This window comes from Pseudorhodoferax sp. Leaf274 (genome assembly GCF_001422445.1).
Taxonomy (GTDB): Bacteria; Pseudomonadota; Gammaproteobacteria; order Burkholderiales; family Burkholderiaceae_C; genus Pseudorhodoferax.
Genome location: NZ_LMNA01000028.1, coordinates 144,186 through 169,507, shown reverse-complemented (window position 1 = coordinate 169,507; position 25,322 = coordinate 144,186). Strand labels below are relative to the sequence as shown.

Sequence of the window (25,322 nt, the reverse complement as noted above, 5' to 3'; positions counted from 1 at the left end):
GCTCACTTGTTGGTTTCGGACGCCCACCAGGTCGACGCGGCCCAGGTGCCGGCATCGTAGTAGGGCGGGATGGTCTCGGGCAGCACGAAGCGCTTGGGCCAGTAGCCGATCAGGAACGGGCTGCCGTAGTACTGCGGGATCGTGTAGTAACCGTAGGAAAGCACGCGGTCGAGCACGCGCATGGCGGTGGCCAGCTCGGGCCGCGTGGTGGCGGCCACCACCTTGGCCACGATCGCGTCCACACCCGGATCGGCGATGCCCCAGATGTTGGAAGAGCCATTGGTCTTGGCCGCCTCGGAGCCGAAGCGCTCGATGAGTTCGCCGCCCGGCGCAGACGTGCCCGGCAGGCGGATCGTCGTCATCTCGAAGTCGAAGCCGTCCATGCGCTGCTGCGAGAGCGAGAAATCGACCGTGCGGAACGTCATCTCGATGCCGAGCTTGCGCAGGCTGCCCTGCAGCGGCGTGATCACGCGGATCAGCCCCGGCTGGTCGTTCAGCAGCTCGATGGTGAACGGCTCGCCCTTGGCGTTGCGCAGCGCGCCATCGCGGTAGGTCCAGCCCGCCTCGGCCAGCAGCCGCTGGGCCTGGCGCAGGTTCTCACGCAGGCTGCCCGGCGGCGCGGTGCTGGGCGAGACCAGCGCGGGGCCGAAGGTCTCGGGCCGCAGCTTGGCGCGCAGCGGCTCCATCAGCGCCAGCTCGTCCGGCCCGGGCAGGCCATCGGCGTGGAACTCGCTGTTCGGAAACCAGCCCTGCACGCGCTGGTACAGGTTGTAGAACATCTGGCGGTTGAGCCATTCGAAGTCGTAGGCCAGCCCGATGGCCTGGCGCACGCGCACATCCTTGAACTTGTCCTTGCGCAGGTTGAACACGAAGCCCTGGAAGTCGCCCGGGTTGCGGTTCTCGAACGCGCGCTTGACCAGGTCGCCGCGGTCGAACTGCGGGCCGTAGTACTGCCGTGCCCAGTTGCGCGAGGTGAACTCGCGCATGAAGTCGATCTCGCCGGCCTTGAGCCCTTCGAAACGCGCCGTCTCGTCCAGGTAGATCTTGTAGACGATGCGGTCGAAGTTGAACTGGCCGCGCCGCACCGCGAGGTCCCTGCCCCAGTACGCCGGGTCGCGCTGGTAGGTGATGTCGCGGCCCAGGCGCGGGTTGGCGATCTTGTAGGGGCCGGACGCGATCGGCACATCGGTCGTGATCTGGTCGAAGGGCTTGCCGCCACCCCAGTGGCGGCTGAACACCGCCATGCCGCCCACCACCAGCGGTAGCTCGGCGTTGGGATTGGCGAACTCGAAACGCACCTCGCGCTCGGACAGCGCGCGCACGCGCTTCACCTCGGCGTAGATCACGCGGTACTGCGGCGCCGCGAGCTTGCCGACCAGCATCTCGTACGAATGCACCACGTCGGCCGCCTGCACCGGCGAGCCGTCGTGAAAGCGCGCCTTGGGGTTGATGCGGAACGTGGCCGAGAGCTTGTCGGCCGCCACCTCCACGTCTTCGGCCAACAGGCCATAGGCCGTGGTCGGCTCCTCCATGTTGCCGGTCAGCAGGCTTTCGAACAGCAGCCCGCCGATGCCGTAGGGCGCCGTGCCCTTCAGCGTGAACGGATTGAACTTGTCGAAATTGGTCGGCCGCGTCGGCGGCACCATGCGGATCTCGCCGCCCTTGGGCGCCTCAGGATTCACATAGGAGAAGTGGCTGAAGTCCGGTCCGTACTTGATGTCGCCGAACTGCGCGTAAGCGTGGGCTCCCCAGGCCGGCGCACACGCCGCGAATGCCAACCAGAGCCACAGAAATCGCATGCGACAATTCTGCACCAATCGCTTTGCGCCTTCGGATAAACCCTGAACGGATGGCCGAACGCAGGCAAACGTCGCAACGAACGAGACCGAACCACATGGGATTTCTGACTGGCAAGAAGCTGCTGATCACCGGCGTGCTGTCCAACCGCTCCATCGCCTACGGCATCGCCAAGGCTTGCCACGCACAAGGCGCCGAACTGGCCTTCAGCTACGTGGGCGAGCGCTTCAAGGACCGCATCACCGAGTTCGCTGCCGACTTCGATTCCAAGCTGATCTTCGACTGCGACGTGGGCGACGACGCGCAGATCGCCAAGCTGTTCGAAGACCTCGGTGCGGTCTGGCCCCGATTCGACGGCTTCGTGCACAGCATCGGCTTCGCGCCGCGCGAGGCGATTGCCGGCGACTTCCTCGAAGGCTTGTCGCGCGAGGCGTTCAAGATCGCGCACGACATCAGCGCCTACAGCTTCCCGGCCATGGCGAAGGCCGCCCTGCCCTACCTCAGCGACAAGTCGGCGTTGCTCACGCTGACCTACCTGGGCGCCGTGCGCACCGTGCCCAACTACAACACCATGGGCCTGGCCAAGGCCTCGCTCGAAGCATCCGTGCGCTACCTGGCCGGCTCGCTGGGCCCCAAGGGCATCCGCGTCAACGGCGTCAGCGCCGGCCCCATCAAGACCCTGGCCGCCAGCGGCATCAAGGGCTTCGGCAAGCTGCTGCCCGCCGTGGCCGCGGTCTCGCCCATCCGCCGCAACGTGACCATCGAGGATGTGGGCAACGTGGCGGCATTCCTGCTGTCGGACCTGGCCGGCGGCGTCACGGCCGAGATCACCTATGTCGACGGCGGCTTCAGCCAGGTCGTGGGCGGCATCGACGGCGAATAAGCGCCGCCGCGCGCTGCTGCTCGCGGCGCTGGGCAGCGCGTGGCTGCCCGCCTGGGCGGCACCGCCCAGGCTCATGCTGGCCAACGTCTACCGGCGCGGCATGCCGCTGGCCGGCTACTGGGTCAGCGAGAAGTACGACGGCCTGCGCGGCTACTGGGACGGGCAGGCGCTGTGGACACGCGGTGGCGAACGCGTTGCCGCACCGGCCTGGTTCACGGCCCCGCTGCCCGCCATGCCGCTGGACGGCGAACTCTGGGCCGGCCGCGGCCGCTTCGAACATGCGCTGTCCACCGTGCGCAGCCAGCAGCCCACGGATGCGGCCTGGCGCACCCTGCGCTTCATGGTGTTCGACCTGCCGGCCGAACCCGGCGACTTCGACCACCGCCTCGCGCGGCTGCGCCAACTGCTGCCCATCGCCGGCGCGCCATGGATCGTCGCCGTGCCGCAGCAGCGCGCCGGCACGCACGCGGCCTTGCAGGCCCGGCTCGACCAGATCGTCCGGGATGGCGGCGAGGGCCTCATGCTGCACCTGGGCACCGCGCCCTACCGCAGCGAGCGCAGCGACGACCTGCTCAAGTTCAAGCCCTACGACGATGCCGAGGCCCGCGTGGTCGGGCACCTGCCCGGCCAGGGGCGGCACGCCGGCCGGCTGGGCGCCTTGCTGGTGGAGACCGGCGAGGGCCGGCGCTTCAAGCTCGGCGGTGGCTTCACGGACGCGCAGCGGGCTGACCCGCCGCCCCTCGGCAGCCTGGTCACCTACCGCTACAACGGCCTGAACGCCAGCGGCCTGCCGCGCCACGCGCGCTTCCTGCGCGTGCGCAGCGACGGCTGACTCAGATCGTGCGGCTGTACGGGCCGTCGTTGCCGACCTGGATCATGTCCTCGGCACGCGTGATCTTCTCGGCCTCGGACATCGGCGTGCCCTCGGCCACGCAGTCGGCGAAGTAGCTCACCTTGCCGGTTTCGTCCTCCACCTCCACGAGCCCGTGGATGTCGGTCTCGAAGCCCGGGCACAGGAGGTTGAACTCGCGCGAGAACTTCAGGTAGTCGACGATCTTCTTGTTGAAGACCTCGCCCGGGATCAGCAGCGGAATGCCGGGTGGGTACGGCGTGACCAGGCTGGTCGTGATGCGGCCTTCCAGCTCGTCGATCGGCACGCGCTGGGTCTTGCGGTGCGCGATGTGGGCGTAGGCATCGCTGGGCTTCATGGCGGGCGTCAGGTCCGACAGGTACATCTCGGTCGTCAGCCGCGCGATGTCGTACTTGGCGTAGAGCTGGTGCACGTGCTGGCACAGGTCGCGCAGGCCCATGCGCTCGTAGCGGCGGTGCTGCTGGCAGAACTCCGGCAGGATGCGCCACATCGGCTGGTTCTTGGCGTAGTCGTCCTTGAACTGCTGCAGCGCCGCCAGCATGGTGTTCCAGCGGCCCTTGGTGATGCCGATGGTGAACATGATGAAGAAGCTGTACAGGCCCGTCTTCTCCACGATGATGCCGTGCTCGGCCAGGTACTTGGTGACGATGCTGGCCGGGATGCCCTCGGCGGCGAACTTGCCGTCCAGGTCCAGGCCCGGCGTCACGATGGTGGACTTGATCGGGTCCAGCATGTTGAAGCCGTCCGCCAGGTCGCCGAAGCCATGCCACTTGGCGGCCGCGGCGTCCTTGATGATCCAGTCGTCGGCCGTGCCCACGCCCTCCTCGACCAGCGCGTCCGGGCCCCAGACCTTGAACCACCACTCCTGCGCGCCGAACTCGCGCTCGACCTGGCGCATGGCGCGGCGGAAGTCCAGCGCCTCCAGGATGCTTTCTTCCACGAGCGCCGTGCCGCCGGGCGGCTCCATCATCGCGGCGGCCACGTCGCAGCTGGCGATGATGGCGTACTGCGGGCTCGTGGAGGTGTGCATCAGGAACGCCTCGTTGAACAGGTGGCGGTCCAGCTTGCGGTGCTGCGAATCCTGCACCAGCACATGGCTGGCCTGGCTGATGCCGGCCAGCAGCTTGTGCGTGGACTGGGTGGCGAACACCAGCGACTCCTTGGGCCGGGCGCGGCGCTTGCCCATGGCGTGGTAGGCGCCGTAGAAGGGGTGGAAGGCCGCGTGCGGCAGCCAGGCCTCGTCGAAGTGCAGCGTGTCGACGTAGCCGTCCAGCAGGCCCTTGATGGTCTCGGTGTTGTAGAGCACGCCGTCGTAGGTGGACTGCGTGACCGTCATCACGCGCGGCTTGACGGTGTCGGCGTCGACGCCGGCCAGCAGCGGGTTGGCGCGGATCTTGGCCTTGATCGCGGCGGGCTCGAACTCGCTCTGCGGGATGGGGCCGATGATGCCGAAGTGGTTGCGCGTGGGCTTCATGAACACGGGCACTGCGCCCGTCATGATGATCGCGTGCAGGATCGACTTGTGGCAGTTGCGGTCCACCACCACCACGTCGCCCGGCGCCACCGTGTGGTGCCAGACCATCTTGTTGGAGGTCGAGGTTCCGTTGGTGACGAAGAAGCAGTGGTCGGCGTTGAAGATGCGCGCCGCGTTGCGCTCGCTCTCGGCCACCGGGCCGGTGTGGTCCAGCAGCTGGCCCAGTTCCTCGACCGCATTGCACACGTCGGCGCGCAGCATGTTCTCGCCAAAGAACTGGTGGAACATCTGGCCGACCGGGCTCTTCAAGAAGGCCACGCCGCCCGAGTGGCCGGGGCAGTGCCAGGAGTACGAGCCGTCCTCGGCGTAGTCCAGCAGCGCCTTGAAGAACGGCGGCTGCACGCTCTCCAGGTAGCTCTTGGCCTCGCGGATGATGTGGCGCGCCACGAACTCCGGCGTGTCCTCGAACATGTGGATGAAGCCGTGCAGCTCGCGCAGGATGTCGTTGGGCATGTGCCGCGACGTCTTGGTCTCGCCGTACACGTAGATCGGCACGTCCAGGTTCTTGCGGCGCACCTCCTCGATGAACTTGCGCAGGTTCAGCACCGCGGGATCGAGGTCCGGGCCGGCGCTGAACTCCTCGTCGTCGATCGACAGGATGAAGGCGCTGGCGCGGCTCTGCTGCTGGGCGAACTGCGACAGGTCGCCATAGCTGGTCACACCCAGCACCTCGAAGCCCTCGCTCTCGATGGCCTGGGCGAGCGCGCGGATGCCCAGGCCGGAGGTGTTCTCCGAGCGGTAGTCCTCGTCGATGATGACGATGGGGAAACGAAACTTCATGGACAGCTCCGGGCCAGGCTGAAATGGAAAGGCGCGAAGTGTACGGACAATGCATGACGGCCCGATGAGCGCGGCGGCTTTTGTCCCACAATGCGCGGGATTCAAAGGAGGGCACGCAGCCATGGGCATCGCAGATTCGACCTTCTGGTGGCTCCTGGCCGGTGCCTGCATCGTGCTGGAACTGCTCACCGGCACCTTCTACCTGTTGATGCTCGCGCTGGGCTTCGTGGCCGCGGCGCTGGCCGCCTATCTGGGCCTGGCCCTGACCGGGCAGGTCGCCACGGCCGCCATCGCCGGCGGCGGCGCCGTCGCCATCTGGTATGCCGTGCGCAGCGCACGCGGCCGCCGGGCCGGCGCCACGGCCAACCCCGACATGAACCTGGACATCGGCGAAGTCCTCTCGGTGGACAGCTGGAATGCCGATGGCACGGCGTCCGTACACTACCGCGGCGCGCGCTGGACCGTGGTGCAGCGCGCCGCACAGCCGCCCGTGGCCGGCATCTACCGCGTGGTCGGCGTGGTCGGCAACCGGCTGATGGTCGACAAGGCCTGAACGCTTTCCCTTTCAACGCGCTGGAGGTTCCTGGATGGAAGTCGCACTCGTGCTCTTGGTCATTGCCGCGGTGTTCGTTTCGCAGTCGATCAAGGTCGTGCCGCAACAGAACGCCTGGGTCGTGGAGCGTCTGGGCAAGTACCACAGCACGCTGACGCCGGGGCTGAACTTCCTGCTGCCTTTCGTCGACAAGGTGGCCTACAAGCACAGCCTGAAGGAGATCCCGCTGGACGTGCCGAGCCAGGTCTGCATCACGCGCGACAACACGCAGCTGCAGGTCGACGGCATCCTGTACTTCCAGGTGACCGACCCGATGCGCGCCAGCTACGGCTCGTCCAACTACATCGTCGCCGTCACGCAGCTGGCGCAGACCTCGCTGCGCAGCGTGATCGGCAAGCTCGAACTCGACAAGACCTTCGAGGAGCGCGACATCATCAACGCCCAGGTCGTCGCCGCCATCGACGAGGCCGCGCTGAACTGGGGCGTCAAGGTGCTGCGCTACGAGATCAAGGACCTGACGCCGCCGGCCGAGATCCTGCGGTCGATGCAGGCGCAAATCACCGCCGAACGCGAGAAGCGCGCGCTGATCGCCGCCTCCGAAGGCCGGCGCCAGGAGCAGATCAACATCGCCACCGGCGAGCGCGAGGCCTTCATCGCGCGCTCCGAAGGCGAGAAGCAGGCCGCCATCAACCAGGCCCAGGGCGAGGCCGCCGCGATCACCGCCGTGGCCGACGCCACGGCCCAGGCCATCGAGCGCGTGGCCGCCGCGATCCGCCAACCCGGCGGCAACGAGGCGGTGCAGCTGAAGGTGGCCGAGGCCGCTGTCAACGCCTACAGCAAGGTGGCGGCCGATGCCACCACCACGCTGATCGTGCCCAGCAACATGGCCGATGCGGCCGCCCTGATCGGCTCCGCCATGAACATGGTGCGGCTGCAGCAGCCCAGGCCATGAGCGACACCGTGGCGCACAACGTCCTGGGCTCCGAGCTGGTGCCCTGCTCCTACGCGCCATTGACGGGCTACTTCCGCGACGGCTGCTGCAACACCGACGACGGCGACCTGGGCTCGCATGTCATCTGCGCCCGTGTGACGGCGGCGTTCCTTGCCTTCTCCAAGCTGCGCGGAAACGACCTCTCGACGCCCCGGCCCGAGCACCGCTTCGCCGGCCTCAAGCCGGGAGACCGGTGGTGCCTGTGCGCGGCACGCTGGAAAGAGGCGCACGAAGCCGGCTGCGCGCCGCACGTGGTGCTGGAATCCACGCATATCAGCGCGCTGGAGTTCGTGCTGCTGGAAGATTTGCAACGCCACGCCTGGCCGCAGCGAAACGCCACGAATTGACTGCTAGAATCGCGGGCTTCCCACGGAGCGGTGGATGAGTGGTTTAAGTCGCACGCCTGGAAAGCGTGTGTGGGTTAATAGCCCACCGCGGGTTCGAATCCCGCCTGCTCCGCCAAGACATCTAAGTTGTTGATTTATAAAAACAAATCAGCACTCTTGGCAATCTGTTCCCTGTGTGTGCTACACAGGAGCGACAGATGCATATCATCAAACGGGGCGGGGTTTACTACTTCCGCCGCCGTATCCCCCAAGACCTTGTAGCCGCTCACGGCGGACAGCGCGAGGTTCTTCACTCCCTTCGCACGAAAGACCGGCCAGAGGCCATGCGCAAGGCGCTGCGCGCTGGATGATCGATGGTGAGAGTTGCGGGGTACACCGCCGATGGCAGATGAAACGCCGACGCCCTTGCCTGTCGCCCTGCCTCGGCCCGTGGCCGCATTTACTGGCGCCACACCCTCTTCTGCACCCAAGCCCGACGCCGAACGCCTCGCCGAAATGCTGCCCATCTGGAAGCGCGAGCGCAGGCCCAACGACAAGACCGAGCACGCCTATACGAGGGCGGTCGAAGAGTTCGACGCGCTGCATCGCTCCCCTGCCTTGAAGGCCATCACGCGAACGATGGTGGTCATGTACCGCGACAAGTTGCAAGAGTCCGGCAAGTCGGTCGTGACCGTGAACGGCCGCATGGCCTTCCTGCGTGCGTTGCTCGGCGTTGCGAAGGGGCGCGGCATCATCACGGCTAATGCAGCTGAGGAAACGACCCTGCCGGCCGCGAAGCGCGCCGTAGAGGCCCGCATGCCCTATTCGCCTGCACAGGCCGATGTAGTGATGGCCGGTACCGCTGTGTACAAGGACACGCACCCGGCCCGCTACTGGCTCCCCCGCCTTGCGCGCTGGACAGGGGCACGTCTCAATGAACTGCACCAACTGCGCCGCATGGATGTGGTCGAGTGCGACGGCATCCGAGGCATCAGCATCACCGACCATGGCGAATGCATGCCCGGCCTGGCCATGCGGCTTAAGAATGCAGGAAGCCGGCGATGGGTGCCCTTGCACTCCGGGGTTGCCGAATTCTGGACGTGGGCGAAGGGACAACCCGATGGCGCGCTGTTCCCTGCTGACGCCAACAAGTTCGGCGTCATCAGCGATGCCTTGTCCAAGTGGTACGGACGGGCACTGCGCGGGCCATGGCGCATTGCAGACGACCGCATCACCTTCCACTCATGGCGGCATGCCTTCGCGGGCATGTGCCGGGCCGTTGGAGTGCCGCCAGACGTGCGCATGGCCCTCATGGGCCACAGTGAAGGCGGTGCGGCGGGAACCTACGGCGCGGGGCAGATGGCTCCTGCTGCACTGGATGCGGCTATCCAACGTCTGCCGACTGCATCGCGCCACTCATAATCAGATACCTGCGCTTTCGGAACCCACATGCTTCATCACTATACGAGCATTGAAACACTTTCTCTAATTCTCAGATCGAAGAAGATCCGGTTTAATAGGCTTGATCGCGTTGACGATATCAGTGAGTCAAGCACCTTTGGAGACTACACCCTCGCACCCTTCCTCTACATCAGTTGTTGGACAGACAGCGATGAGGAGAACATACCCCTTTGGAACATGTACACGGGAAACATGCGAGGTGTGCGACTTTCATTCCCGGAAAACCCATTCCAGTATCTCTTAATCCCTAAGCAGCAAAGACCCGGCCTCCACTTGACCGAAGACGTCTTTTCGCCATTGTCGATTGAGCAGATCATGGGCGACAAGCATTTTGTAGTCCCAAGCTTTTTCAAGCCCGACAAGTTTGGCTCGAAAGTTAGCTACGTGGAGAACAGCCAAGGCATCTATGCGGATGCCTTAAAAATCAAGGTTAATCCTGATGGAACTTTCAGCGGAACTGGCCGCGGTCCCGGGGATATCGCGGTACACAAGAGTAAAGAATGGGCATTCCAGCACGAGTATCGGTTCGTGCTCTACATTCTTCCAACCCCGGGTCCAATATCGGACTTCCTCCAGAGCGACTCAGCGTTTGCGTCATATTCAAATCACATTGCTGTCTCCTTGGCGAAGGGCCAAGGGCCGGAGCTTCAATATTTTGACGTCGATATTGACCCGCAGAAGTTGCAACAGATGAAAGTGACGCTTGGGCCGATGGCAACCACCGCTGAAAAGACTATCGTGGAAAGCCTCCTCCAAGACTATTGCGGCCACAAGAATGTTTCGGATAGCCGATTACAAGGGACGATCAGAGCGCGCAGTTAGCGTCTAAAAAATCGCCGGAGATTTTCGTGGGCCTCACGCCACGGCTCGCACCCCGAGTTCCCCCGTGGCCCCACCCTGAGCCACGCGCCCGTCAACGCGCCCGGTATCACGCGAGTGCGCCCGCGCACGACACACGCTCGTTAACGCGCACGGTGTCGCGCAGTCCTAGGGCATCACGGCGCCAGCGGCCCCAGGACATCGGCCACATCAATCCCGTGTCTGACGTTGCACGGCCCAAGAGCAGCAAAGGCCGCAACGGACGGCTGCTGTCGGGCGAGGAAGACCTGTTGCTGTCGGCCTGTGCGGAAAGCCGGCGCGACTACTTGCGCGAGGTGGTCGTGATGGCCTTGGAAACCGCAATGCGGCAATCCGAACTCATCGCCTTGCGCTGGGAACTGATCGACCTGGCCAAACAGACAGCGCACCTTGTGGACACGAAGAATGGGGACTCGCGCACGGTGTCGTTGAGCACCACTGCCGTGGCGCTGTTGAAGCACCGCAGGCCGCCGGGCCGGGCGACGGGACAGGTCTGGACGGGCATTACCACCGAAGCGGTAAAGCAGTCCTTCCAGCGGGCTTGTGAACCCGCAGACATCCAGGGGCTGCGCTTTCACGACCTGCGGCACGAGGCCATCAGCCGGCTTTTCGAGCGCGGGCTCCATGCTGTGGAGGTGGCCGCCATTTCGGGCCACAAAGACCTGCGAATGCTGATGCGCTACACGCACCTGGACGCGAGAAAGCTGGCGGCAAAGCTGGGGTAGCGCTGCGCCGGGTGACGGCTACGTCAACTTGCCGTGGCATTCCTTGTATCTGGCGCCGCTACCACACGGGCACTTGTCGTTACGGCCAACTCTCACCGGCACGCCAAGTGGGGCCCCCGCAGGCACAGGGGCCTGCTCGGCCTCCATGAACACTGCGCCACCAAACATCGCCGACTCGTCGGGAAGCTTCACCTCTTTCGTGTACCCAGGCACTAAAGTCTTGAGCACTTCATGACCGATCTGCCGTATCGCAGCCAGTTCTTCGCCCTTCGGGATGCTCAATTTACCGCCTTCAGAATACGTCCATCCGGAAGAATTTTGGCGAGACAAGGCGGCATAGATCGCGTTGAGCTTCGGGTCCACGTGCGCTCCGCCATCTTGATTGGCGGCTGCGAGTATGAGTTGCTTCCGACTCAGAGAGTTCTTCTTTGCATCGGAAACAACTACGGCATCCCACCAAGCGTCGAATGGCAACATGCGCGGGGGCTCCGGGGATAGATCCAGAAAGGGAACATAGCTTCCGCCCGAGGGCCCCATGAGCATTGCAACCAGGACATTCTGCGACAGCATGTTGCGGGGATTCATCGGCGTTGAGGAGTCAACAAACTGCACCGACTTGCGCCCAAGTTGGCCCAGAAGAGACACCGAAGAAGTGGTGTCGTGCAGGAGCACCCTCAGCGATACCGCAATGCGCTTTGCCTCGCCGGTAGAACCCGCGTCAAACGCATCTGCGGAAGCCTTCATGAATTCGATGTGCTCGCTCAGATGCTGCTCAAGCTCAGCTGTGGATTGGATGTGCTTAGTCATTTCAAGCCCTTTTCGCTCTTGGATACTAGATTATTGAGGGCATCCATCCGGAGCATCTTCAAGCCCCTTGTCGCTTGTGGTCTTTAAAATTGCGGTGCATTTGGTCCATCTACCTGCAGCACATCAAGTACAAATGAATTGAATGACTTTGCCAAGTCTTCAATTGCTACCTCAATCACCTCGATTTTTGCAATATTTCCATTCTTGGAAAACGCTGTATTGACAGTGGGACGCTCAACGCCAAAGAGCATTCGTGCCTCGGGTGCCGCCGTGTGGTGCGCGAACGAGTTTCTCAGGTCAATTAGGGTTTCGAGGAACAGCTGGTGCCTCGAGAACAGGCTTTGCAGGTGACCTCGGGCCGGAGCAAGACTGACCCTGTCAATTTCGTTGACGCCTTGAATCTCAAGCTTCCGCACTGAACGCAATAGTCCTGCTAAGCGGACTTGTTCCACCCACTCGTACACGAAAATATCATCAATGAATCTCTTCATTCCAATGACAAAATCCTCTGCTGTCATTGTAATAATTTGAACCACTGTAGTCATTCGACTTTGGCGAAAGCTGGAGTCCAGGCGCAAAATCTCTGTCAATCTCAGAGATAGATGGTCAGTCGGCCAGTTAGATTCATGGAGATGACGCCGGGAGAAATGACGCGAGGTATCCCGTTGTATTTTGATGTCCATCGATGGCATTCGACTTGCATGATTGAGAAATCACCTCCTAGAGTGTTTTTCAAGTTCACAAGTCTGCGCGTTACGTCTGGCCGCCAAAAATCATTTGGTGCCAGCCGCCACTCTTGTGCGGTCGGATCGAAAACAGAGATGTGCGAGTCTCGTGTTTCTAAACTCGGCGGGGCCTTGAAGGTTGCAAAGCCCGGAAGTATTGGGACGCCTGTTAGTTGGCATTGGTCGGCGATCTCTACCCCCAAATAGAAATAGTGGTCGCGGTCGTACAGGTAGACAAAGGGCTGTTGCATTGCCGGATTGTCCAGCGGCAGCAGTAGAAGTGCACATGGCGTTCTCCGACATGCCCAAACTGCTACACTGAACTGTTACACAGGGACGGTTTGGAGCACGCCTGGAAGGCCCCGCAGGGGCCGCCAACCCAAAGCGTGTGTGGGTTAATAGCCCACCGCGGGTTCGAATCCCGCCTGCTCCGCCAAACACACATTCTTGAGCGTCTCATCGAGGCGCAAGAAGACCGCAAAAAACCCTGCAGGACATTGTTCTTGCAGGGTTTTTTTCTTCTCAAGGCCATGCAACGGAACGGGCCACGGGCTGAAGACCAGCACAGGCACGGGATCGTTCTCGGGCCACTCGTCGGTCTTCACGCGTTGGGTCAGGGCTTCGAAAGGACGTCCAACCGCGCAGACCTCATAGAGATTGCGCGCGCCCTGCACGACGATCAGGTTCTGCAGCCCACCGTATTCTTTGAGGGATGCGGCCAGTTCAGCGATGCTGCGCTTGAGGGTGACGCCCGGCGTGCGGGCCTGGCCGTCCACCGACGGCACGCGTTGCCGCAAGGGAATGAAGGTGCGTTGCGAAGCCTGGATGACGGCCTCGCATTCCAATGGGGAAAGTCTCATGCGCACGCCTGTGTGAATGCCGCTTCGGCATCAGTACCGACGCGCAATTCAGGATCTCATCGGGAAGTTGCCTTGCAAGTGCCGCTTTCAGCGGCTCTTCGGTGTCGCCGGCGCAATGCGCATGATTGCTTTCGCTCGACTGGCCTGTGGGCTTGCGCACCTACAAGCCTTGAATGAAAAGACGGGTGACCTGACGTGTCACGCCAATCAACGGCACTAGACTGATCGCCCATTCGCAACTCGATTGAACGCTATGAAGCATCGCCGGACGCAAGTGCAACCGCTGGTCAGTGAGCCGACCCAGACGCTCAAGGAGATTGACCAGGAGATTGCGCGACTCAAGGAACGCGCCGCGACAATCGTCACCGCCGAAAAATCGGGCGTCATCACACGCATCAAGGAAGCCATCTCCTACTACGGCATCACCGCCGCCGAGCTCGGGTTCCGCGGTGCCCGCGAATCTGTTGCGAGCGTCAAGTCGGAAAAGCTGGCCAAGCGCAGGGTGCAGGCCGCGACAGGTGCCAACCCGTTGGAGACGGAAGCAGCCAAGCCACTCAAGAAGCCTCGCTCTGGCGCAGGCGTCATCAAGTACAAGGACGATGCAGGCAACGCGTGGTCTGGGTTTGGACCGAAGCCGCGCTGGTTCACAGAAGCATTGGCCGGAGGAAAGACGCCAGAGGATCTGAAGGCCTGACTGCAACTCAGGCAGTCATGTGACCCAAGCCACAACAACGGCTTTCGACTGGACTTCACGCTCGCGCCATCACTGTAGCCGGTGACTCTTTCGCAGGCGCCGCGATTCAGATTCGGATTCGGATTCAGGCTCGGGTTCTCGCGAGCACTGCTGGCCCGTGGGAGAGTTGGATTGCGCCATCACCAACAAGGTCTTGAACTGCCCGCTGTTCGCATACGGCACCGGAATATCCAGGCCATCGGCCGCGCGTCGTAGATGCTGCAGGACCCATCGACCTGTTGAGATCATTCTCAGGACGCAAATTCCTCAGCGGACATCGGAAATGCCTGCCCGACGGGTTGCCTTGCGACCCATCGCAGCACTCGCACCGGGCCTGAAACCGCAAGGTGCGTGCACCAACGGTCTTCAATTCCAAGGGGCGAAAACTTCCGGATGTGCAAGAGATCGCCCTCGCCCACCCTCGCATAGATTCCATTCAGCCTTCGCGACGGGACATGGCGTTGCCGAAGATGGATCAACCCGAACACAGGTGGATGGAAGAATGAAAGCAGCTTGGTACGAACGCAATGGGGACGCCGCCGATGTGCTGGTCGTCGGCGACTTGCCGCAGCCGCATGCCGGACCCGGCGAAGTGAGGGTGCGAATCGTCACGTCGGCCGTCAACCCGTCCGATGTCAAGTCGCGCGCGGGAAGTTCCCGCCAGATCCAGTTCCCGCGCCAGATCCCGCACAGCGACGGGGCGGGCGTGATCGACGAGGTCGGTCCGGGCGTTCCCGGTAACCGTCTGGGCGAGCGCGTGTGGATCTGGAATGCGGCCTTCGAACGTGCCGGCGGCACCGCTGCGCAATGGACCGTGGTCCCTGCTGCCCAGGCGGTCGCGCTGCCGCCAGGCCTGGATGGCGCCGCAGGTGCCTGCCTGGGCATTCCCGTCATCACCGCCCACCGCGCCGTCTTTGCCGAGGGTCCGCCCACCGGCCTGACGGTGCTGGTCGCCGGCGGCGCCGGCGTGGTGGGGCACTACGCCGTGCAGTTCGCGAAGTGGGCCGGCGCACGCGTGGTGACCACCGTCAGCTCGCCGGAGAAGGCCGAACACGCGCGCGCCGCCGGCGCCGATGCGGCCATCGACTACCGCCAGCAGGACGCCGCCGAGCGCATCCTCGCATTCACGGATGGCGTCGGGGTCGACCGCATCGTGGAGGTCGACTTCGCGCAGAACCTGGCGCTCGACCTGCAGGTCGCGAAGATGGGGGCCTCCATCTCCGTTTACGCTGCGCTGGCGCGCACGCCGCAGATTCCCTTCTTCGAACTGCTCAAGCGCAACCTCGTGCTGCGCTTCGTGCACATGTACGGGCTGCCCATGCCCGAGAAGCAAGCGGCCATCCGGGACATCTCTGCGTGGGCGATGGGCGGCCAGGCGCGGTTCAGCATCGCAGAGCGGTTCGCGCTCGACCGCATCGTGGATGCACACCGCGCTGTCGAGTCCGGAAGAAAGATCGGGCAGGTCATCGTGGACCTGCCCTAAGCGGTCAGCGGCCGGGAACGGCCCTGCCGCAGGGGCACAGCGGTTGCCGGCCGCTGCCGTGCGCCGGCCTCAACGTGCCAGGTCCAGCAAGGCCCTGACCTCCGCTGCGCTGCCGATCGGTCGTGGGTTCGTCTTGATCCAGGGGTCATGCATCGCCGCCTCTGCGATGGCGTCGAGCGTCTCCGGCGCCTCCAGCCCCACTTCGCGCAAGCTGCGGGGCAGCCCGAGCTCCGCGATCAGCCGTTCCACGAGCCGCCATGCGTCGACGCCAGGTTCGCCCATCGCCTCGCTGATGAGCGCGTGGCGGTCGCCCACCACGGGCTGGTTGAACTTCATGACGTGCGGCATCAGGATGCAGGAGGTGAAGCCATGCGGCACCCCGCCCGTTCCACCGAGCGCATGGCCGATGCCGTGGCTGGCGCCCTTGTTCACGCCGGCTTGCGAGCCGACGGTGGACAGCCACGCCGCCACCTGCGCGTCCAGCCGCGCACGCAGGTCGGTCGGGTCGCGCAGCGTCTGCGGCAGGGCCCGCGCCAGCAAGCGGATCGCCTGCAAGGCGGTGCCCTGGGAGTAGGGCTGTGCGTCGATGGAGCAGATGTCCTCGACCGCGTGGTCCAGCGCACGGATCCCGGTCGACAGCCACAGGGCCTGCGGCGTGTGCAACGTCACCTCGGGATCGAGCACGACCACCTTGGGCACCTGCAGCGGGTGGGTAAAGACCTCCTTCAGCCGAGTGGCCGTGTTCGTGACGCCGGCGTAGGCGGTAAATTCGGCCGCGGCCAGCGTGGTCGGCACGGCGACCTGCGCCAGCGCCGGTGCACGCAGCCCCTCGCGGCCGCCGACCATCGATGCGCCGGGCGGCTTGCGCAGCAGGTCCATCTGCTCGACCGTGCGGACATCATTGGCCAGGCAGCTGTTGACGACCTTGGCCGCGTCGGTGATGGAGCCCCCGCCCACCGTGACCAGCAGGTCGGCACCGGCTGCACGCGCGGCCTCGGTGGCGGCGACGACATCCTCGCGCGGCGTGTGGGCGGCCATGCGCGTCCACGTGAGGGCGTGGCGTTCGCCCAGCGCGCGCTCCAGCCGCGACAGCACCTCGGTGTTGCGGGCCAGGATCTCGGGCGCGAAGACGACCACGCGGCGTGCTCCGGCGCGTTCGGCTTCCTCGCGCACCACGTCGGCGGCGGGCCGGCCGAACACCACGCGTTCGATCTTGGGCAGTTGGTAGGTTCCTTGGTACATCGTGTGTTCTCGGTTCGTGCGATACGGTTGGGGCGGGGTCAACGGCTGTAGGGCCTGGGCATCCATCGGTAGGCTTCGCCAGCGCTGCCGACGGCGACGTAGCCCAGGCCTGGGAACGAAATGTGCGCGGCGCCCACCAGCGTCTTGCCCGCGGCCAGGTCGCGCAACAAGGCGGCGCGGTCGCTCGCGGCCGCGTGCGGGTCGGTGTCGAACGCGATGGTGGCCTCGGGATGCGGGAACTGCACTGCGCCCGCGTGGATGATGTCGCCGATGAACAGGATCCTGGCGCCGCGGCTTTCCACCTCGTACAGCGTGTGGCCCGGCGTGTGGCCGTGTGCGGCGCGCGTGCGCACGCCCTGGAATAGTTCCCCCTCGCCCTCGAACAGCACGACCTTGCCCGCAGCCTCGTAGGGCGACAGCGCCTCGCGCGCTTCGGCGAACGAGGGCCTCGCGCCCGGTGGCGCCTTGGCCTCTGCCTGGAGGTCGAAGCGGAAGTCCCGCTCGGCCTTGTGCACGTAGACGGTCGCGCGCGGGAACAGGCGCCGCCCGTCGACGGCCAGGCCGCCGGAGTGGTCCTTGTGCAGGTGCGTGAGGAGGACGGCGTCGATGTCGCCGGGCGCATAGCCCGCCGCCTTCAGGTTCTCCAGCAGATGCCCTGCGCCCGCACCGAACAGCTTGCCCGCACCCGCGTCGACCAGCAGCAGACGGTCGCCAGTGTGGACGAGGAACGCGTTGACCGATGCTTCGGGCGGCGTGGATTCGAAGGCGGCATCCAGCAGTTGGCGCGCCCGGCCGGCCGGGATGTTCGACATGATCGCGTCCAGCGGCAGCTTGACCGTTCCGTCGGACAGCGCGGTGACCTGGAAGTCGCCCAGGGGCATGCGGTAGAAGGCCGGCGCCTGGTCCTTCGGCTGGCCGCGCGCCGCGCCGCGCGGCGTGCCGTCGGAGGTGCCGGCGCAACCGGTGAGTGACAGTGCGCCGGCGCACAGGAGTGCGGCGCCGAAGGCCGTGGCGCGGCGCAAGGCCCGGCGGGCCGGACGTGTGTCGGGATGCAGGTGCATGGTCGGGGTTCCAATGCGAACGGGTGAATGAGCGGGGGCGGCCCGCCTATGCGGCGGCGTTGACGTCGGCCACCGGCTGGCTGCCGAAGTCGGCGCGCTCCAGGTAGGCCAACACCTTCGATGCCGCGAGGGCGGGTGAATCGAGCCGGTTCTCGGCCTTGAGCTGTTCGTAGCGCGCGCGGTCCGGCAGGAGCCGCGCATCGGTCGCGCGCAGCGCGCCTTGCATGTCGGTGTCGATCACGCCCGGTGCGAGCGAGACGACGCGTGCGCCGCCCGGCCGCAGCGCCTCTTCCAGCGCGATGACGCGCGAGAAATGGTCCATTCCCGCCTTCGCTGCGCAGTAGGCCGACTGGCTCGGGATCGCATGGCGCCCGAGACCCGAGGAGATGTTGAGGATCTGCCGGGCGCCCGGCCACGCCTGGGTGCCGCGCAGGAACGCCGCGCACAGCAGCAGCGGTGCCTCCAGGCCGATGCGCAGTGCGCGCGCCAGATCGGCCGCGTCAGCAGTCGCCAGGGGACCGGGTTGTCCCACCGTTCCCGCGTTGTTGACCAGCACCGCGCGCGCAAAGACGCTGCCGTCCTGCTCCGCCAGAAAGCCGGCAAGCCGGTCGGCCGCCTCGGTGGGCTGCTGCAGATCGACCGGCCATTGGACCAGGCGGGCGCCGCAGGACTGTGCGGCCAGCGCCAGCGCCGGCTCCACGCCGCGCGAGATGCAGACCACCGTGCGCCCGGGCACCAGCGCCAGCTCGACGATGGCTCGGCCGAGTCCACGCGACGCGCCCGTGACGATGAACAGGGATGGCGGGTGCATGCCAGCCTCTTCCGTGCGGCCAGAGCCGGCGTTGCCGGGGCCTGTCATCGCCGGTCCAGCAAGGCCCAGCGCGTGCCGTCGAACTGCATGGGACGCAGCTCGCGCAGAGGGTGGCGGTTCTGCGGCCCCGTCTTCACGCGCAGACCCGGCAGCAGCATCGGCACCTCCAGGTCCAGCGCCATGGTCTGCTTGAGCAGGTTCTCGCGCGACAGGTCGTTGCCGCACTGGCGCACCAGCTGGACGACGCAGGAGCCCAGGTACGCGCCCAGCGCCGTCAGCGTGTCGCGCGGCAGGCCCTGGCCGTGCTTGTCCATGGTGGCGTTGAATTCCTGCACGCCCCGGTCGTTCGCCCACACCGGGTCGCTCGGATCCTTCACGAAGTTGAAGCAGATGGCGCCCTTGGAGCGCTCCAGTCCCGCCGGCATCAGCACCTGCGAGATCGATGCCGTCGGCTGCGTCATGTAGAGCTGCGGCCGCCACGATTCCTGGCTCTTGCGGATGGCCTGCACGGCGGACTTGGGATTTGCGGACATGACCAGGGTGTCCGCGCCCGCGGACTGCAGCGAGACGACCTGCGAGTCCACCGTCGGATCGGTCGTCTCGTAGGACTCCTCGCGCACGATCGCCTTGGTGCTGCCGAGCACCTCCTTGAGGCCGCGCAGGAAGCTGCGGCCGGCATCGTCGTTCTGGTACAGCACGCCGACCCTGGCGCCCGGCTTCACGGCCAGCAGGTGCCGGCCGATGGCGCGCCCCTCGTCCGAATACAAGGGAAACGAGCCCAGCGTCCATGGGAACTTGTCGATGTCGTCCAGCCAGGCGTCCGCGCCGGAGGCCATGAAGAGCTGCGGCACCTTGGCCTCGTTCATGTACTTGCGCGCCGCCATGCCGGTGGCCGAGCCGATCTGCGCCGTGACGAACGCGACCTGCTCCACCTCGACCAGCTTGCGCGTCTGCTCCACCGTGCGCGGCGGGCTATAGCCGTCGTCGACCAGGATGAATTTGATCTGGCGCCCGTTGATGCCGCCGGCGGCGTTGACGCTGTCGAAGCCGGCGCGCATGGCCTTGTTGACCGCAGACCAGGCGGCCGCCGGCCCGCTCAGCGGCCCCGTCGAGCCGATGCGGATCTCCTTGTCTGTGACGCCCGGCATGGCCGCGGGCTGCGCGAGGGCGGGCCGGACCGCCGGCAGCGCCGCAGCCGCCATGGACAGGGTGAAGGTGCGTCGTGGGATGTTCATCGGGTCGTCTCCTGGAAAGATGGATGTCGGGTGGGCGGCCGTTGCCGCAGCGTGGGCGGAACCGCTGCGCCATTTCCGACGGCGCAGCGCGGCGGCCGGTCGTCAGCCTGGGTGGCGCGACTTCCAGCGTCGCGCCAGGCCGTGCACGAGGCCGGCCAGGCCGTCGGGCATGGCGAGCATCAACACGATGGTGCAGGCCCCGTAGATGGCCCAGGGCGCGCCCTGGGAGAGCTTTTCGGCATAGCCCGGCATCAGCACCACGAAGGCGCCGCCGCACAGCGCACCGTAGACGCTGCGGAAGCCACCGATGACGGCGCCCACCAGCAGCGTGATCGACAGGAACATGGCGTAGCTGTCCGGCGAGACGAAGTGCGTCGCGATGGCGCCCAGGCCGCCGGCCATGCCGGTCAGGAACGCGCACAGCCCGAAGGCCACGGTCTTGTACAGGCGGATGTCGATGGCCATGGTCTCGGCGGCCACCGGCTGGTCGCGGATGGCCTCGAGCGCGCGGCCGATCCGGCCGCCCAGCAGGTTGACCACCGCGCCGAAGGCGAGCACGGCCAGCAGCAGCGTGTAGGCGTAGACGGTCTGGTCCACGTCCAGCCCCAGCGCGCTCCATGGCGCGATCCTGGGCAGGGACAGGCCCTGCACGCCGCCCGTCCAGTCCGCCACGAGCTTGTTCTTGGCGAGCTGTGGCACCGCCATGGCCAGTGCGAAGGTGGCCAGCGCCAGGTACAGCATCTCCAGGCGCAGAGCCGGGATCGCCACCAGGAAGCCGACCGCCATCGCGACCATCCCGCACATCGGCACGGCGAGCCAATACGGCACGCCGAAGCGCTCCATCAGGATCGCGGTGGCGTAGCCGCCGATCGCGAGGAAGGCGCCGTGGCCGAGCGAGATCTGTCCGTTGTAGCCCGCGAGCAGGTTCAGCCCGAGGATGGCGATCGCGTACGAGACGATGTTGGCCGCCAGCAGGAGCTGGTAGCCCTTGAACGCGAAGATGGCCGAGATGCCGGCGGCCAGCAGCACGGCCGGCAGCAGATGGCGCGCGAGGCCGCGCCCTCGCGCCTTCGGGGAAAAAGCCGACGGTGCCGCGGAACGGAGCGAAGAGGTGTGCATGGAGAGTGCCCTGGTGGATGGCCGGTTCACACGCGGGTCACGATCCGGCGGCCGAACAGGCCGTTCGGCTGCAGCGTCAGCACCGCCACGATGATGCCCAGCACGAACACCAGCTTCAGGTCGGTGCCCACGACGTAGGCGCCCGCGAGGTTCTCGGCCACGCCGATCACCAGGCCGCCGAACACGGCGCCCCACGGGTTGGAGATGCCGCCCAGCACCGCGCCGGCGAAGGCGTAGATGATCACGTGCAGCATCATGTTGGGATCGAGGTAGACGATCGGCGCGGTGAGCATTCCCGAGATCGCGCCGATGCCCGCCGCCAGCCCCCAGCCCAGGGACAGCATCAGGCCGACATTGACGCCGACAAAAGCGCTCGACAGCGGGTTGAGCGCGGCGCCCCGCATGGCCAGTCCAAGCCGCGTGAAGCGGAAGAAACAGAAGATCAGCGCCATCAGCACCAGCGTCACCAACCCGATGCCCGCCTGGTGCGCCGAGACCAGGCCGAGCGAGAGCCATGGCATCTTCTCGAAGGGGCTGTCGACGGCACGCACGTCGTAGCCGAAGCTCCAGCCGACGATGCCGTCGATGAGGATCATCAGCCCGACCATCACGATGATCACGGAGTGGGCCGGCGCGTGCCGGAAGCGGCGGATCAGCAAGCGCTCGATCGCCATGCCGGCGGCGAACGAGACCAAGACCGTCGCGACGAACGCGGGCCAGTACGGCACGCCATGCGCCACCAGCGACCAGGCGAGGAAGGTCGAGGCCATCGCCATCTCCCCCTGCGCGAAGTTCACGAGGCTGGTGGTCTGGTAGATCATGACGAGCGCGAGCGCGAGGCTGGCGTAGACGCAGCCCATGGCGAGGCCGGAGACGATCTGTTGGAGAAAGCCGTTCATGCGGGGGACCTCGGTGCGGACATCAATAACCCAGGTAGACCTGGCGCACGGTGCTGTCGCGGCGCAGGTCGTCGGCGCTGCCGCTGAGCACGGCGCGGCCGACGTCGATGAGGCAGGCCTCGTGCGCGATCTCCAGCGCCAGGTGGGCGTTCTGCTCGACGATCAGCACGCTCACCTGGCGCTCGGCCACGATGCGCTGCACCGTGTCGAAGATGCCGCGCACGATCAACGGCGCCAGGCCGAACGAGGGCTCGTCCAGCAGCAGCAGCTTCGGCCGTGGCATGAGCGCGCGCCCGATGGCAAGCATCTGTTGTTCGCCGCCCGACAGCGTGCCAGCCTGCTGGCCGTGGCGCTCCTTGAGCCGGGGGAACATCGCGTAGACCTCTTCGATGCCCTGCGCCACGTCGTCGCGCGAGGGCAGCGTGTAGCCGCCCAGCTGCAGGTTCTCGACCACCGACAACTGCGCGAAGGTGCCGCGCCCGTCGGGCACGTGGGAAATGCCCAGGCGCACGACGTCCTGGGCCGGCAGGCCCTGCAGCGAGCGGCCGCCAAAGCGGATCTCGCCCTGGCGCCGCACCATCACGTTGCAGATGGCGCGCAGCGTGGTGGTCTTGCCGGCGCCGTTGGCGCCCAGCAGCGCGGTGATGCTGCCCTGCGCGACCGTCAGGTCGTAGCCGAACAGCACCTGCACGCCACCGTACCAGGCCTGCAGGTTCCGGATTTCCAGCAGCGGCGCGGTCATGCCGCTTGTCCCAGGTAGGCCTGGACGACGTCGGCGTTGCGCCGCACCGCGTCCGGCACGCCATCGGCGATCTTGCGGCCGAAGTCCAGCACGACCACCTGGTCGGAGATGCGCATCACCAGGTTCATGTGGTGCTCGACCAGCAGCACGGTGATGCCGTCGTCGTCGCGGATGCGGCGGATGTTGTCGGCCAGCTGCTCGACGGCCTCATGGTTCAGCCCGGCGGCCGGTTCGTCCAGGATGAGGAGCTTCGGTTGCCCGGCAAGCGCCCGCGCCAGTTCCACCCGTTTCTGAACGGCGAAGGGCAACTCGCCCACCGGCGTGTCGGCCACCTGGCCGAGCTCGAACCGGCGCAGCAACGCCAGCACACGCTCGCGCAAGGTCTGCTCCGACCGCAGCACCGACGGCAGGCGCGCCATGTGCGCGAGAAATCCACCGCGTGTGCGGCCATGCCCGCCGACGAGCACATTGCGCTCGACCGACATCGAGGGGAACAAGGCGAGGTTCTGGAAGGTGCGCCCGATGCCGGCGGCGGCGATGGCGTGCCGTGCCATGCCGGTCAAGCTCGTGCCTTCGAACACGATCGTTCCTGCAGCCGGCTGGTAGACGCCGCTGATGCAGTTGAAGCACGTGGTCTTGCCTGCGCCGTTCGGGCCGATCAGGCCGCAGATCGTGGAAGGCGCCACGTCGAACGACAGGTCGTCGAGCGCGGTGATGCCGCCGAACCGGACGGTCACGCCGCGCAGGCGCAGTTGCGGGGCGGCCAGATCGGATGCGGACAGATCGGGTCGCCCTGACGGGGCGGCTCGCCGGGGGCTGGAAACGGGCACGGCGCTCATTGCAACGCGAGACCGACCTTGGCGACCAACGCCTTCCAGCGTGCGATCTCGGTGACCTGGAACCGGCGCATCTCCTGGGCGTCGGTCATGCGCACGGTGGTGATCTGTCCGGCGTAGGCACGGCGCAGATCGGCATCGGCGCCGACCTTGGCGAAGACCGCTTCCAGTGCTTGAACGACAGGCGTGGGCGTGCGTGCGCTGACGGCAGCGGCAACCCAGGTGAACGCGTCGAACGCGGGCACACCCGCGTCCGTGGCCGATGGCACATCGGCCAACTGGGGGAAGCGCTCCGCTGCGCCCAGCAACAGCCCGCGCAGGCGCCCCGTCCGGACGAGTTCGACCGTGGTGCTGGCGTCCAGCACGGCGAAGTCCACGGTGCCGGCGATCACCGCGGGGACCACGTCGCCCGATCCCTTGAACGCGATCGGTGTGGCACGCACGCCCGCGAGCTGGCACAGCCATTCGCCGTACAGCGTGTAGCTGACCGAGCCGGTTCCATAGTTCAGTGCCCCGGGCCGCGCCCGCGCGGCCTCGACCAGTGCGCCGAAGCTGCGGTACGGTGATTCGGCCGGTGCCGCGATCAGCACCGGTGCGCTCAGCAACAGCGAGATCGGCGCAAAGTCGGCCAAAGGATCGTAGGGCGGCTTGCGGTAGGTCGCCGCGTTGGCCGACAGCGTGGTGTTGCTGCCGATGAGGATGGTGTGCCCGTCTGCCGGCGCTCCCAGCACGTGCTGCACGGCGATCACGCCATTGCCGCCGGCCTTGTTGTCGACGATGACCGGAACGCCCGTCAGCGCGGACAGTGCCTGTGCGATCAGCCGGGCACCCGCATCGGTGCCGCTGCCGGGGGGAAACGGAACCACCAGCTTCAACGGCCGGCTCGGAAAGGAGGCGGCGTTGGACGGCAGCGCGGCGGCGCCCGCTGCCAGCAGCGCCGCGCTGCGCAACAGGACCGTGCGCCGGTTCAACGCAACCCGCGCGATGGGGTCGTCGCCATGAACCGCAAGATGAGGGTGTGGTGTCGCCATGCTGTTGCCAGTCCGCAGGGATGCGGTCGTCTCCGTGTTTGTGGGTACATTCTTCGGCGCGACGCGGCTGCGGACCAGCCTAGAATTCCATTCTTCGGAAATCCATGAGGCATCGAGATGGCATCCCGTCCCACGCCCGCGCAGTCGTCGCGGGCGCTCACGCGCGAATCGGGCACGTTCACGCGTGTCACGCCGATCAACCGTTCGCTGCAGCGTGGCCTGCAGCTCCTGCGCGCGTTCAACCATGGCGCGGAGCTGCTGGGCAACGGCGAACTGGCAGTCCGTGCGGGGCTGCCGCTCTCCACGGTCAGCCGCCTGACGAGCACCCTGGTGCAGGAGCGCTTCCTGGACTACGACATCCAACGCCAGTCCTACCGGCTGGCGCCGGTCATCCTGAGCCTGGCTGACACCTTCAGCCGCAACGACCACACCTCCGAGGCGGCATTCCCGAAAATGAAGTCGCTGGCCGAGAAGGAGCGCATCAACGTCGGCCTGTCCGTGGCCGACCACCTGGAGATGGTCTACGTGGTCTCGCTGCGCGAGAGCAAGCGCGGCATCTTCCGGCGCGCGGTGCCCGGGTCGCGCTTTCCCATCGAACTGACGGCCGGCGGTCGGGCCTTCATGTCGGGCCTGGACGAGCCCAACCGCCGCGCCGTCCTGCAGCAGCTGGGCCACAAGCACGGACGTGCATGGAAGGCCCTGCGCACCGAGATCGAGGCGGCCTTCGCCGACGTGGCGCAGCACGGGCACTGCGTGGCCTACTGGGCGCCAGGCATGACGGCCATCGGTACCCCGATCGCCGCACCCGACGGGCGCAGCTACGCGCTGAGCATCACCTACCACTCCATGGACGTGCCCAAGTCCCAGGAGGCGTACTACGGCAGCCTGCTGCTGGCGCTGCGCGAAGAGATCCTCGGGACCTGGGACCAGGCGGCGCGGCTGGCCGTGCCCTGAGACGC

General features: G+C 66.1%; 26 protein-coding genes, 1 tRNA gene and 1 pseudogene. 13 read left to right on the top strand and 15 right to left on the bottom strand.

What is annotated here, in order from left to right:
- Positions 1-2: 2 nt before the first annotated feature.
- Positions 3-1,799, bottom strand: coding sequence for an extracellular solute-binding protein (locus tag ASF44_RS24660; protein WP_056901896.1), 1,797 nt, complete (start codon positions 1,797-1,799; stop codon positions 3-5).
- Positions 1,800-1,894: 95 nt separating this feature from the next.
- Here ASF44_RS24660 and fabI point away from each other — a divergent pair, with 95 nt between their 5' ends.
- Together fabI and ASF44_RS24650 are read left to right on the top strand one after the other, a co-directional pair.
- Positions 1,895-2,680, top strand: a complete 786-nt coding sequence (fabI, locus tag ASF44_RS24655) for an enoyl-ACP reductase FabI (protein WP_056901895.1) — start codon at positions 1,895-1,897, stop codon at positions 2,678-2,680.
- Positions 2,631-3,512, top strand: coding sequence for a DNA ligase (locus ASF44_RS24650; protein WP_056901894.1), 882 nt, complete (start codon positions 2,631-2,633; stop codon positions 3,510-3,512). Before fabI ends, ASF44_RS24650 begins: the two co-directional genes overlap by 50 nt.
- A 1-nt stretch (position 3,513) precedes the next feature.
- On the opposite strand, the gene ASF44_RS24645 is transcribed toward ASF44_RS24650, so the two are convergent.
- Complete coding sequence (locus ASF44_RS24645; RefSeq protein WP_056901893.1) at positions 3,514-5,865, bottom strand: arginine/lysine/ornithine decarboxylase; 2,352 nt, start codon at positions 5,863-5,865, stop codon at positions 3,514-3,516.
- A gap of 127 nt (positions 5,866-5,992) precedes the next feature.
- Between ASF44_RS24645 and ASF44_RS24640 the strand changes: the two genes are divergently transcribed.
- The 8 genes from ASF44_RS24640 to ASF44_RS31305 all read left to right on the top strand — a co-directional run bounded on the left by ASF44_RS24640 (position 5,993) and on the right by ASF44_RS31305 (position 10,779).
- Positions 5,993-6,418, top strand: a complete 426-nt coding sequence (locus ASF44_RS24640; protein WP_056902048.1) for an NfeD family protein — start codon at positions 5,993-5,995, stop codon at positions 6,416-6,418.
- Positions 6,419-6,452: 34 nt separating this feature from the next.
- Positions 6,453-7,370 carry an SPFH domain-containing protein gene (locus ASF44_RS24635; protein WP_056901892.1) on the top strand — a complete coding sequence of 306 codons (918 nt, stop codon included), beginning with the start codon at positions 6,453-6,455 and terminating at the stop codon, positions 7,368-7,370.
- Positions 7,367-7,756 (top strand): DUF2237 family protein, encoded by a 390-nt coding sequence (locus ASF44_RS24630; protein WP_056901891.1) that lies wholly within the window; start codon positions 7,367-7,369, stop codon positions 7,754-7,756. The genes ASF44_RS24635 and ASF44_RS24630 overlap by 4 nt, the downstream gene beginning before the upstream one ends.
- Positions 7,757-7,780: 24 nt before the next feature.
- Positions 7,781-7,871, top strand: a tRNA-Ser gene (locus ASF44_RS24625).
- Positions 7,872-7,953: 82 nt separating this feature from the next.
- Complete coding sequence (locus ASF44_RS33305; protein ID WP_369820956.1) at positions 7,954-8,106, top strand: DUF6538 domain-containing protein; 153 nt, start codon at positions 7,954-7,956, stop codon at positions 8,104-8,106.
- 31 nt (positions 8,107-8,137) lie between these two features.
- Positions 8,138-9,157 carry a site-specific integrase gene (locus ASF44_RS24620; RefSeq protein WP_156374665.1) on the top strand — a complete coding sequence of 340 codons (1,020 nt, stop codon included), beginning with the start codon at positions 8,138-8,140 and terminating at the stop codon, positions 9,155-9,157.
- Positions 9,158-9,469: 312 nt separating this feature from the next.
- Positions 9,470-10,018 (top strand): hypothetical protein, encoded by a 549-nt coding sequence (locus tag ASF44_RS32070; RefSeq protein ID WP_156374664.1) that lies wholly within the window; start codon positions 9,470-9,472, stop codon positions 10,016-10,018.
- Positions 10,019-10,233: 215 nt separating this feature from the next.
- Positions 10,234-10,779 carry a site-specific integrase gene (locus ASF44_RS31305; protein ID WP_162243866.1) on the top strand — a complete coding sequence of 182 codons (546 nt, stop codon included), beginning with the start codon at positions 10,234-10,236 and terminating at the stop codon, positions 10,777-10,779.
- Between the two features lie 18 nt (positions 10,780-10,797).
- On the opposite strand, the pseudogene ASF44_RS33300 reads toward ASF44_RS31305, so the two are convergent.
- From ASF44_RS33300 to ASF44_RS24610, 4 genes and pseudogenes are all read right to left on the bottom strand, one after another.
- Positions 10,798-10,881, bottom strand: a pseudogene (locus ASF44_RS33300) (SEC-C metal-binding domain-containing protein); the annotation flags it as partial.
- 788 nt (positions 10,882-11,669) lie between these two features.
- The gene (locus ASF44_RS32065; protein WP_156374663.1) at positions 11,670-12,176 is read right to left on the bottom strand and encodes a hypothetical protein; all 507 of its coding nucleotides are present in this window, start codon (positions 12,174-12,176) and stop codon (positions 11,670-11,672) included.
- Between the two features lie 2 nt (positions 12,177-12,178).
- Entirely contained in the window at positions 12,179-12,562 is a 384-nt protein-coding gene (locus ASF44_RS32060; protein WP_156374662.1) for a hypothetical protein, read from the bottom strand.
- 144 nt (positions 12,563-12,706) lie between these two features.
- Complete coding sequence (locus tag ASF44_RS24610; RefSeq protein ID WP_156374661.1) at positions 12,707-13,171, bottom strand: hypothetical protein; 465 nt, start codon at positions 13,169-13,171, stop codon at positions 12,707-12,709.
- A gap of 253 nt (positions 13,172-13,424) precedes the next feature.
- Between ASF44_RS24610 and ASF44_RS24605 the strand changes: the two genes are divergently transcribed.
- Both ASF44_RS24605 and ASF44_RS24600 read left to right on the top strand, forming a co-directional pair.
- Positions 13,425-13,865: an H-NS family nucleoid-associated regulatory protein gene (locus ASF44_RS24605; protein ID WP_056901887.1), complete on the top strand. Its 441-nt coding sequence runs from the start codon at positions 13,425-13,427 to the stop codon at positions 13,863-13,865.
- A gap of 541 nt (positions 13,866-14,406) precedes the next feature.
- Complete coding sequence (locus tag ASF44_RS24600) at positions 14,407-15,387, top strand: NADPH:quinone reductase (protein WP_056901886.1); 981 nt, start codon at positions 14,407-14,409, stop codon at positions 15,385-15,387.
- A gap of 69 nt (positions 15,388-15,456) precedes the next feature.
- Here ASF44_RS24600 and ASF44_RS24595 read toward each other — a convergent pair whose 3' ends face one another.
- The 9 genes from ASF44_RS24595 to ASF44_RS24555 all read right to left on the bottom strand — a co-directional run bounded on the left by ASF44_RS24595 (position 15,457) and on the right by ASF44_RS24555 (position 24,363).
- A complete protein-coding gene (locus ASF44_RS24595; protein WP_056901885.1) occupies positions 15,457-16,629 on the bottom strand; it encodes an iron-containing alcohol dehydrogenase in 1,173 nt (390 codons plus the stop codon).
- A 38-nt stretch (positions 16,630-16,667) separates the two neighbouring features.
- Positions 16,668-17,690: an MBL fold metallo-hydrolase gene (locus ASF44_RS24590; protein ID WP_082525022.1), complete on the bottom strand. Its 1,023-nt coding sequence runs from the start codon at positions 17,688-17,690 to the stop codon at positions 16,668-16,670.
- A 46-nt stretch (positions 17,691-17,736) separates the two neighbouring features.
- A complete protein-coding gene (locus tag ASF44_RS24585) occupies positions 17,737-18,501 on the bottom strand; it encodes an SDR family NAD(P)-dependent oxidoreductase (protein WP_056902046.1) in 765 nt (254 codons plus the stop codon).
- A 44-nt stretch (positions 18,502-18,545) separates the two neighbouring features.
- Positions 18,546-19,736 carry an ABC transporter substrate-binding protein gene (locus ASF44_RS24580; protein ID WP_156374660.1) on the bottom strand — a complete coding sequence of 397 codons (1,191 nt, stop codon included), beginning with the start codon at positions 19,734-19,736 and terminating at the stop codon, positions 18,546-18,548.
- 102 nt (positions 19,737-19,838) lie between these two features.
- Complete coding sequence (locus ASF44_RS24575; protein WP_056901884.1) at positions 19,839-20,855, bottom strand: branched-chain amino acid ABC transporter permease; 1,017 nt, start codon at positions 20,853-20,855, stop codon at positions 19,839-19,841.
- Between the two features lie 26 nt (positions 20,856-20,881).
- The gene (locus ASF44_RS24570) at positions 20,882-21,754 is read right to left on the bottom strand and encodes a branched-chain amino acid ABC transporter permease (RefSeq protein ID WP_056901883.1); all 873 of its coding nucleotides are present in this window, start codon (positions 21,752-21,754) and stop codon (positions 20,882-20,884) included.
- 22 nt (positions 21,755-21,776) lie between these two features.
- Positions 21,777-22,496, bottom strand: coding sequence for an ABC transporter ATP-binding protein (locus ASF44_RS24565; RefSeq protein ID WP_056901882.1), 720 nt, complete (start codon positions 22,494-22,496; stop codon positions 21,777-21,779).
- Positions 22,493-23,335 (bottom strand): ABC transporter ATP-binding protein, encoded by an 843-nt coding sequence (locus ASF44_RS24560; protein WP_082525021.1) that lies wholly within the window; start codon positions 23,333-23,335, stop codon positions 22,493-22,495. The genes ASF44_RS24565 and ASF44_RS24560 overlap by 4 nt, the downstream gene beginning before the upstream one ends.
- Entirely contained in the window at positions 23,332-24,363 is a 1,032-nt protein-coding gene (locus tag ASF44_RS24555; RefSeq protein WP_082525020.1) for a tripartite tricarboxylate transporter substrate binding protein, read from the bottom strand. Before ASF44_RS24555 ends, ASF44_RS24560 begins: the two co-directional genes overlap by 4 nt.
- Before the next feature lie 117 nt (positions 24,364-24,480).
- Here ASF44_RS24555 and ASF44_RS24550 point away from each other — a divergent pair, with 117 nt between their 5' ends.
- Positions 24,481-25,317 carry an IclR family transcriptional regulator gene (locus tag ASF44_RS24550; protein ID WP_056901881.1) on the top strand — a complete coding sequence of 279 codons (837 nt, stop codon included), beginning with the start codon at positions 24,481-24,483 and terminating at the stop codon, positions 25,315-25,317.
- Positions 25,318-25,322 lie beyond the last annotated feature (5 nt).